This window comes from Aureimonas sp. AU12 (genome assembly GCF_001463705.1).
Classification (GTDB): Bacteria; Pseudomonadota; Alphaproteobacteria; order Rhizobiales; family Rhizobiaceae; genus Aureimonas.
Window position 1 is genome coordinate 68315 of record NZ_BBWH01000034.1, and the last position, 7887, is coordinate 76201.

At 71.8% G+C, this 7887-nt stretch carries 5 protein-coding genes; 1 reads left to right on the forward strand and 4 read right to left on the reverse strand.

Translation table 11 applies throughout. The features are described 5' to 3' along the window. Window positions 1–65: 65 nt before the first annotated feature. The 4 genes from AUL33_RS14565 to AUL33_RS14580 form a co-directional block, all read right to left on the reverse strand. Window positions 66–4955, reverse strand: a complete 4890-nt coding sequence (locus tag AUL33_RS14565; RefSeq protein WP_062209526.1) for an NAD-glutamate dehydrogenase — start codon at window positions 4953–4955, stop codon at window positions 66–68. A 145-nt stretch (window positions 4956–5100) separates the two neighbouring features. Next, window positions 5101–5736, reverse strand: a complete 636-nt coding sequence (locus AUL33_RS14570) for a TPM domain-containing protein (RefSeq protein WP_062209529.1) — start codon at window positions 5734–5736, stop codon at window positions 5101–5103. A gap of 13 nt (window positions 5737–5749) precedes the next feature. Continuing rightward, on the reverse strand, window positions 5750–6559 hold the full coding sequence (locus AUL33_RS14575) for a TPM domain-containing protein (protein ID WP_156419430.1): 810 nt from the start codon (window positions 6557–6559) through the stop codon (window positions 5750–5752). 207 nt (window positions 6560–6766) lie between these two features. Beyond that, complete coding sequence (locus AUL33_RS14580) at window positions 6767–7393, reverse strand: LemA family protein (RefSeq protein ID WP_062209532.1); 627 nt, start codon at window positions 7391–7393, stop codon at window positions 6767–6769. A 186-nt stretch (window positions 7394–7579) separates the two neighbouring features. Between AUL33_RS14580 and AUL33_RS14585 the strand changes: the two genes are divergently transcribed. Next, window positions 7580–7840, forward strand: coding sequence for a hypothetical protein (locus tag AUL33_RS14585; protein ID WP_062209535.1), 261 nt, complete (start codon window positions 7580–7582; stop codon window positions 7838–7840). Window positions 7841–7887: the final 47 nt, after the last annotated feature.

A 7887-nucleotide genomic window follows, 5' to 3' on the forward strand; every position in this document is an offset into this window, starting at 1 on the left:
GGTCCTCCCGCCGCGTCTTCTCACGCGGCGGGAAACTATGTCAACATTGCTGACCTTTATTGTCGTCAGCTCTGGCCGAGATCCTGCAGCAGGCCGGCGGCCAGCGTCAGGCGGGCGACCGACGTCTCGCCGGTGCCGGCGAGGCGTCGCATCTGCTCGGCCGAGGCGCGCAGCGTTTCGCCTTCCGCCGCCGTCCAGTCGGCAACGGGATCCTCGCCGGTTCCCTGTCGAAGGGCCAGCACGGTGAGGCGGCGACGCTCACGCCCGATCTGGCTGGCGGCGCGCTCCAGCGCCAAGGTCTCGTAATAGTCGCTCGGCCGCAGCGTCGAGATCGCCGATTCCAGCCGTCCGATATGCAGGGCGTGGGTCAGGGCGAAATAGGCGGCCGCCGCGCGCTCGATCGGCTGGCCCGTCTCACGTGAAACAGCGTCGAGATCGGGGATGAGGCCGAGAAGCGGCAGGAGCGCGACGTCGGCGGCGATGTCGTCGGGCACGCCGCGCTCGCGCCATCCGGCCTCGCGTGCCTGGAACTCGGCCCGCGCCCGCTCGCTGGCGAGATCGACGATCCCCGATTTCAGGGTCTGCAGCCGCTCGCGCAGTGCCGCGACGGTCTCGCCGAGATCGCCCATCGTCTCACGCACGAGGCGCACCACCAGCCCCTGCAGGAAGAGCGAGACGCCGGCATAGAGGTCGTTCTGCGTCTCGCCAGGCAGCGCGGCGTCGAGCGCATCGATGCGGCCGACGAGATCGGCCACCGCGAAGCCGTCATAGGCGGCCACGAAGGCGGCGGTGACGGCCGAAGCGCTGCGGCCGGTGGCGTCGCGTACCACCGTCGCGAAACTCGGGCCGAGCCGGTTGACGAGATCGTTGGCAAGGCCCGTGGCGATGATCTCGCGGCGCAGGCGATGGCCGCGAATGTCGCCGGGGAAGGCGTCCACGACCGCATGCGGAAAGTAGCGGAAGAGCCGATCCTCGAAATAGGGATCGTCGGTCAGGGGCGCGGCGACGATCGCGTTGAAGAGGTCGATCTTGCCATAGGCGAGGAGGACCGCGATCTCGGGCCGGGTGAGGCCGAGGCCGCGGGCGCGCCGGTCGGCGATGGCGGCGTCGCTCGGCAGCGTCTCGACCTCGCGGTCGAGGGCGCCGGTCTCCTCCAGCGCCGACATCAGCCGGGCCTGGAGCGCGAGGCGGGCAGGGCCGGCGCGTTCTTCCAGCGAGATGGCGAGGGTCTGCTCGTAATTGTTGGCGAGCACGAGCGCGGCGACCTCGGGCGTCATCGACGCCAGCAGCTTGTCGCGCTCGGGCCGCGCGAGGCGCCCCTCGGCAATCGGCCCGCGCACGGCGATCTTGATATTGACCTCGACGTCGGACGTGTTGACCCCCGCCGAGTTGTCGATCGCGTCGGTGTTGAGCCGCACGCCGGCACGCGCCGCCTCGATGCGGCCGCGCTGGGTCAGGCCGAGATTGGCGCCCTCGCCGATCACCTTGGCGCGGATCTCGCGCGCGGTGATGCGCACGGGATCGTTGGCGCGGTCGCCGACGTCGAGATGGCTCTCAGTGGTCGAGCGGATGTAGGTGCCGATGCCGCCGAACCAGAGGAGGTCGACGGGCGCGCGCAGGATCGCCGAGATGATCTCGGCCGGGGTGCCCGAGCGCTTGTCCCAGCCGATGGCGCAGGCTGCCTCCTCCGACAGGCGGATGACCTTCTCGCGCCGCGAGAAGACGCCGCCGCCCTTCGAGATCACGCCCTTGTCGAAATCGGCCCAGGAGGAGCGCGGCAGGGCGAAGAGCCGCTGGCGCTCCGCGAGTGAGGCGGCAGCATTGGGCGCGGGGTCGATGAAGATGTCGCGGTGGTCGAAGGCGGCGACGAGGCGCGTCTGCGGCGAGAGCAGCATGCCGTTGCCGAAGACGTCGCCCGACATGTCGCCGCAGCCCACGACGGTAAAGGGCTCGGACTGGATGTCCCATGCGCGCCCGTCGTGGCCCATTTCGCGGAAGTGGCGCTTCACCGCCTCCCAGCCGCCGCGCGCGGTGATGCCCATCGCCTTGTGGTCGTAGCCGGCCGAGCCGCCGGAGGCGAAGGCGTCGCCGAGCCAGAAGCCGCTGTTTTCCGCCACCGCGTTGGCGGTGTCGGAGAAGGTGGCGGTGCCCTTGTCGGCGGCGACGACGAAATAGGGATCGGCCTCGTCGTAGCGCACGACGCCCTTCGGCGTCACGGTTTCGCCGGCGGCGTCGATATTGTCGGTGACCGACAGGAGCGAAGCGATGAAGACGATGTAGGCCGAGCGGCCCGCCTCGAACCAGCGGTCGCGCTGCGCGGCATCGGGCAGGCGCTTGGGATAGAAGCCGCCCTTCGAGCCGACCGGCACGATCACGGCGTTCTTCACCTGCTGTGCCTTCACCAGGCCCAGCACCTCGGTGCGGTAGTCCTGGCTCCGGTCGGACCAGCGCAGGCCGCCGCGCGCCACCGGACCGAAGCGCAGGTGCACGCCCTCGACGCGGGCGTCGAACACGAAGATCTCGCGGTAGGGAACGGGCGCGGGCACGCCCTCGACGAGATGGGGGTCGAGCTTGAAGGCGAGCGCCGGCTCGACGGCCGTCGGGGTCGAGCCTTCGCGCGCCGAGACCTTCGGCACGGCATAGTAGTTGGTGCGCAGCGTCGCCAGCAGCACCGAGAGGAAGCGCCGCACGACGCGGTCCTCGTCGAGGCTGGTGATGGCATCGAGCCCGGCGCGAACGGCGAGGAGCGGTTCGAGCGCGCCGCGCGCGGCGGCCCGCGCCGCCTCGGCGTCGCCCTCCAACTCGGCCGGCAGCATGTCGGTGCGGCGCGGCGCGGCGGGGTCGAAGGCGCTGGCGAAGATCCTGAGGAGCAGGCGGGCGATGGCGCCCTGTCGCTCCAGCACCTCGGCCATCAGTTCGGTGGTGGTGGCGAACCCGGTCTGGCGCAGGAAGCGGGCATAGGCGCGCAGGACATTGGCCTCGCGCCAGTCGAGCCCTGCGGCGAAGACGAGGGCGTTGAAGCCATCGTTCTCGATGCGCCCGTCCGCCACCGCGCCGAAGGTCGCCTCCAGCGCCCCGCCGCCATCGGGCAGGACGATGTCGCCCCCGCCGCGCCGGGTCAGTTCCATGTCGTGGAGGAAGACGCGCGAGCCGTCGGGCCGGGCGATCTCGAAGGTGCGCTCCGCCACCGCCGAGAAGCCCATGTTCTCGAGGATCGGCACCCGGCGCGAGAGCGCTAGCGGCTCGCCGAGATGGTAGATCTTCAGCCGCAGCACGGCAGCCGCGTCGTCTGGTCGGCGGTAGAAGTCCACCTCGAGCGTGTCGTCCGCGGCGAGCGCCAGAACCCGCCAGCCGTCGGTGACGGCCTCGCCGGGCGTCACCGCGTCGCGGTAGCCGGCGGGCAGGCCCGGCGCCAGGGCCAGGAGGTCGGCATGGCGGCCGGTGCCGGCGATGGCGCGCTCGAAGGCGATCGTCCAGTCGCGGGCGAGATCGCCGATAGCCGCTTCCAGTTCGGCCGGATCGGGCTCCGGCGTCGCGCCGCCCGAGCGCCCGATGATGAAGTGGATCGTGGCCAGCGGGCCTTCCGGGAAGGCGGGATAGTAAGCCGACACGCGGCCCTCGTAGCGCTCGGCGAGAAGCTGGCCGATCTCGTCGCGAAGGCGCGCGTCGTAGCGGTCGCGCGGTACGAAGACGAGCACCGAGACGAAGCGGTCGAAGCGGTCGATGCGGGGCAGCACGCGAATGCGCGGGCGCTCGCCGAGTTCGGTGACGATGCCGGCGAAGCGTTCGAGGAGATCGACGTCGATCTGGAACATCTCGTCGCGCGAATAGGTCTCCAGCGCCACCGCCAGCGCCTTGCCGGAATGGGACTGCGGCGAGAAGCCGAAGCGCCGGATCACCGTCTCGGCCTTCTGGCGGAGATACGGAATGGAGAGGACGGGACGGGTGTAGGCGCCCGACGAGAACAGGCCGACGACGCGCAGCTCGCCGACGAGCGCCCCGGCGGTATCGCGCAGCTTGATGCCGACATAGTCCATGTAGACGCGCCGGTGGACGCGCGAGCGGGCGTTGGCCTTGGCGACGATGAGCGGGGCGGGATCTTCGAGGAAGGCGCGGATCTCGGGGCTGGTGACGCCATCCGCGCCCTCGCGGCGCAGGACGCGCACGTCGGGGTCGACGAGAATGCCGAGTTCGCTGCCCTCGACGCGGCGCAGCGCCTCGCCGTCGGGGAAGTAGCGGAACTCGCGAAGGCCGAGGAAGATGAAGTTGTCGTCGCAGAGCCAGTGGAGGAGGGCTGCCGCCTCGCGGTCATCGCCCGCCTGGTCCGGCACTTGCGCCACCGCGCGGGTGGCGATGGCGTCGGCGGCCTCGCGCACCCGCGAGCGCATTGCCGGGAAGTCGCGCACGGCCACGGTGACCTCACGCAGGATCTCGCGAAGGCTCGCCTCCAGCGCGGCGTCGGCGTCGGCGCGCATCAGCGGCTCGAACGCGACCTGGATGAGGCTGACGCGCTCGCCGGCGAGCGCGGTCGCTTCGGCGGGGGCGCCGGTGAAGCCGGACACCGCGCCGTCCGCGCTGCGCGAGACCGCCAGGATCGGATGCGAGATCGAGTGGATCGCCGCCGAGCGGTCGGCGATCTCGGCGACGACGCTGTCGAAGAGGAAGGGCATGTCGTCCTGGACGATCGTCACCACCGCCACGGGCTGGCCGCCGGCGGCGGTCTCCAAGAGCCGATGCACCGCGACGAAGGCCTCGCCCGGCCGGTGAAGAGCGAGGCTCGACGCTGCCTCGCGGGCCATGGCGGCCAAGAGCGCTGGGTCGAGCGCCTCGAGATCCTCGGCCGGGGGGCGCGCGAAGAGGAGCGGGGCGAGACGCGCCGCCGGATCGCCCGGCGGCAGGCCGGCGCTCACCGTCTCGATGATGCGGGCCTTGGCGGCGTTGGGCTCGTGCGGCATGGGGTCTCGTCCTCCCGAAGGGTCTTTCGGCCGGCGACGGGCGCATTCGGCCGGGCATCGTCAGCGAATGTCGGTTCGCCGTTCTCTTCTGGCACGCCCCCGTGACGGGCGCGTGTGCGCGTCCGGCCAAACTGGGGCCGGCGCGTCAGATTTCCACGAGGCGGTCCGGGATCTCGTTGCGGTTCGTCGCGCCCGGCGGGAAGGCCTCCGCCAGCAAAGCACCGGCCCGTGCGATCGCTTCGATGAAGCCATCGGCGAGCAGATCGCTGCGCGCGGCCTCGGTCAGGAGGGCGACGATCGCCTCCCACTCGGCCGGCTCGACGCGGGCCGAGATGCCGGCATCGGCGACGATCTCGGCATAGCGCTCGGCCTCCGAGACGAAGAGGAGGACGCCGGTGCGTTCGCTGGTGGCGTGGAGATTGTGGGCGAGGAACTGGGCACGGGCCAGCGCCGCAGCGCGGGCGTGTGCGACCCGCACCGGCACGAACAGCATCGCGAGGCGCGGCGAGAGCATGAGCCCGGCAAAGAGGACAATGGCCCCGAGGAGCTGCCCCGCCTCGACGGCCAGGGTCGGCAGCGGCACCGCGAGCAGCCGCGCGAGGAGCGCCACCGCAAAGCCCGCAACGAGCGAGAGCGCGAGCGCCACGGCGGCGGCGATGAAGCGGTGGTCGTCGGCGCGCCGGGCGAAGACGGCGTAGATCTCGCCGGCCGTGGTGGTCTCCGCCCGGCGGATCGCCGCCGCGACGCGGGCGTGATCCTCCGTGCTGAAGCGCAGCGTCATCTCCGGGGATCTCCTACCAGCCGCCGGAGGCGCCGCCGCCCCCGAAGGATCCGCCGCCGCCCGAAAAGCCACCGCCACCGCTGCCGCCCGAGGACCCGCCGCCGAAGCCGCCGCCCAGACCGCCGCCCAGACCGCCGCCGAGACCCCCGCCGAAACCGGTGCCCCATGCCGATCGTCGGCGCCGTGCGGCCGAGGCGCCGGGGGGCGGGCGGCGGCCGAGAAGACGGCCGAGAAGGGCGAGGAGGATCGGCCCGATCGCCACGGCGAGGATGAAGAGGATGACGGCGGTGGTCATCCAGTCCTCGCTGGGCCCATCCTGCCAGCCGGCCCTGTCCTGCCAGCCGGCATTGCGCCGGGCGCGCGCTTCCACCTCGGCGGCGTTGCCCGAGAGGATCTGCAGGAGGGCGTCGGTGCCCGCCATGATGCCGCCGGGAAAGTCTCCGGCGCGAAAGCGCGGCAGGATGTCGTTCTCGATGACGAGGCGCGACAGCGCGTCGGTCAGCGTGCCCTCCAGCCCGTAGCCGACTTCGATGCGCACCTTGCGGTCGCCCTTCGAGACGAGAAGGATCGCGCCGTTGTCCCCGCCCTCGCGGCCGATCCCCCAGGCGCGGCCGAGGCGCACGCCGTAGTCGGCGATCTCAAAACCTTGGAGGTCCGGTACCGTGGCGACCACGAGCTGGTCGGACGAGGCCTGTTCGTGCGCGGCGAGCTTGGCGTCCAGCGCCGCGCGGGCCGCGGGATCGAGGAGCCCGGCGGCATCGACGACGCGGCCGGTGAGCGCCGGGAAGGTCGGCCCGCCCCCCGTCTGCGCCAGGGCCGGCATGAGGAAGCCGAGGAGCACGACGGCGAGCAGGGCGAAGCGCCGGGCGGCGAACGCCAGCGGGGCGAAGCGCATGGTGCCGGGGAAGGGCGGAGAGCGGGGTGCCGTCACGATCGGCGCCGGCGCGCGACCCGGCGCGGCCTCGCCGCTTGGGTTTCGGGCGGGCCAGCGCATGTCAGATCGGGCTCCGGTCCATCGGGCGTACCCGCCTCACTTGGCGAACGAGATGGCCGGCGGGGTCGAGGCGCCGACGCTGGCCTCGAAGACCTGCATCGGCTTGGCGTCGGAATAGAGGATCGCGGCGATCCAGCGGCCTGGAATGGTGCGCAGCTCCGTGTTGTAGACCTGCACGGCCTCGATATAGTCGCGCCGCGACACGGCGATGCGGTTCTCGGTGCCCTCGAGCTGGCTCTGCAGCGCCAGGAAGTTGGCGTTCGACTTGAGGTCGGGATAGCGCTCCACCGTCACGAGCAGGCGCGACAGGGTGCCGGACAGTTCGTCCTGCGCAGCCTGGAAGCGCTGGACGGCGGCGGGATCGGTGAGCTGGCTGGCGTCGATCGTCGTCTGCGTCGCCTTGGCCCGCGCCTCGACCACGGCGGTGAGCACGTCGCGCTCCTGCGCGGCGAAGCCCTTCACGGTCTCGACGAGGTTGGGAATGAGGTCGGCGCGGCGCTGATACTGGTTCTGCACCTCGGCCCAGGCCGCCTTGGCCTTTTCCTCGTAGGTCGGCACGTTGTTGACGCCGCAGCCCGACAGGAGGGCGCCGAGCGTCAGGAGGAGAAGGGCAAGGACGGTGCGCGGTGCGGACCCCGGCCGGGCGAGAACGGAAGCGGTCATCGATGGGCGGCCTTCTGCGACGGGTCTTCAGGTCGGTGCACATCATAGCGGCACCGCCGCGGCCTGTCGCGCCGGCTTTTTACCTCGCGCGCGATGGGAAAAGGCTCTAGGCCCCGGCGGTTTCGAGGCGGTGCAGCGTGCGCGCCGGCTTGCCCCGAGCCGGCTTTTCCGTCAGGTTTCCCGGCCATGACACCGCACTCTTCCCCAGACGATCCGCGCCAGCGCGAAGCCGACGCCATCCTGCGTCGCGTGCGCCAGGAAACGGAGCCGCAGACCGGCATCACGGCCGAGCGGATGGTGCTCGGCGCCCGCCGGCACTTCCTCGGCGGCGATGCCGATCCCGCCGATCGGGCCGAGGTCTGGGGCATGCGGATCGGACGCGGCGCGGGCCTCGCCGTCTTCGTGGTGCTCGCCGTGATGCTCTGGCGCCAGCTCGGCGGGGGCTGACGCCCGCCCGCCTTCGTCCCACCCGCGCTTCTCCTTCCGCTCTTCCT

Excerpts from the sequence above, each read along its gene's own strand:
- AUL33_RS14575 (WP_156419430.1), bottom strand. The coding sequence starts at position 6,559 with ATGCCGGCCCTGGCGCAGACGGGGGGCGGGCCGACCTTCCCGGCGCTC.
- AUL33_RS14565 (WP_062209526.1), bottom strand. The coding sequence starts at position 4,955 with ATGCCGCACGAGCCCAACGCCGCCAAGGCCCGCATCATCGAGACGGTG.
- AUL33_RS14580 (WP_062209532.1), bottom strand. The coding sequence starts at position 7,393 with ATGACCGCTTCCGTTCTCGCCCGGCCGGGGTCCGCACCGCGCACCGTC.
- AUL33_RS14570 (WP_062209529.1), bottom strand. The coding sequence starts at position 5,736 with ATGACGCTGCGCTTCAGCACGGAGGATCACGCCCGCGTCGCGGCGGCG.
- AUL33_RS14585 (WP_062209535.1), top strand. The coding sequence starts at position 7,580 with ATGACACCGCACTCTTCCCCAGACGATCCGCGCCAGCGCGAAGCCGAC.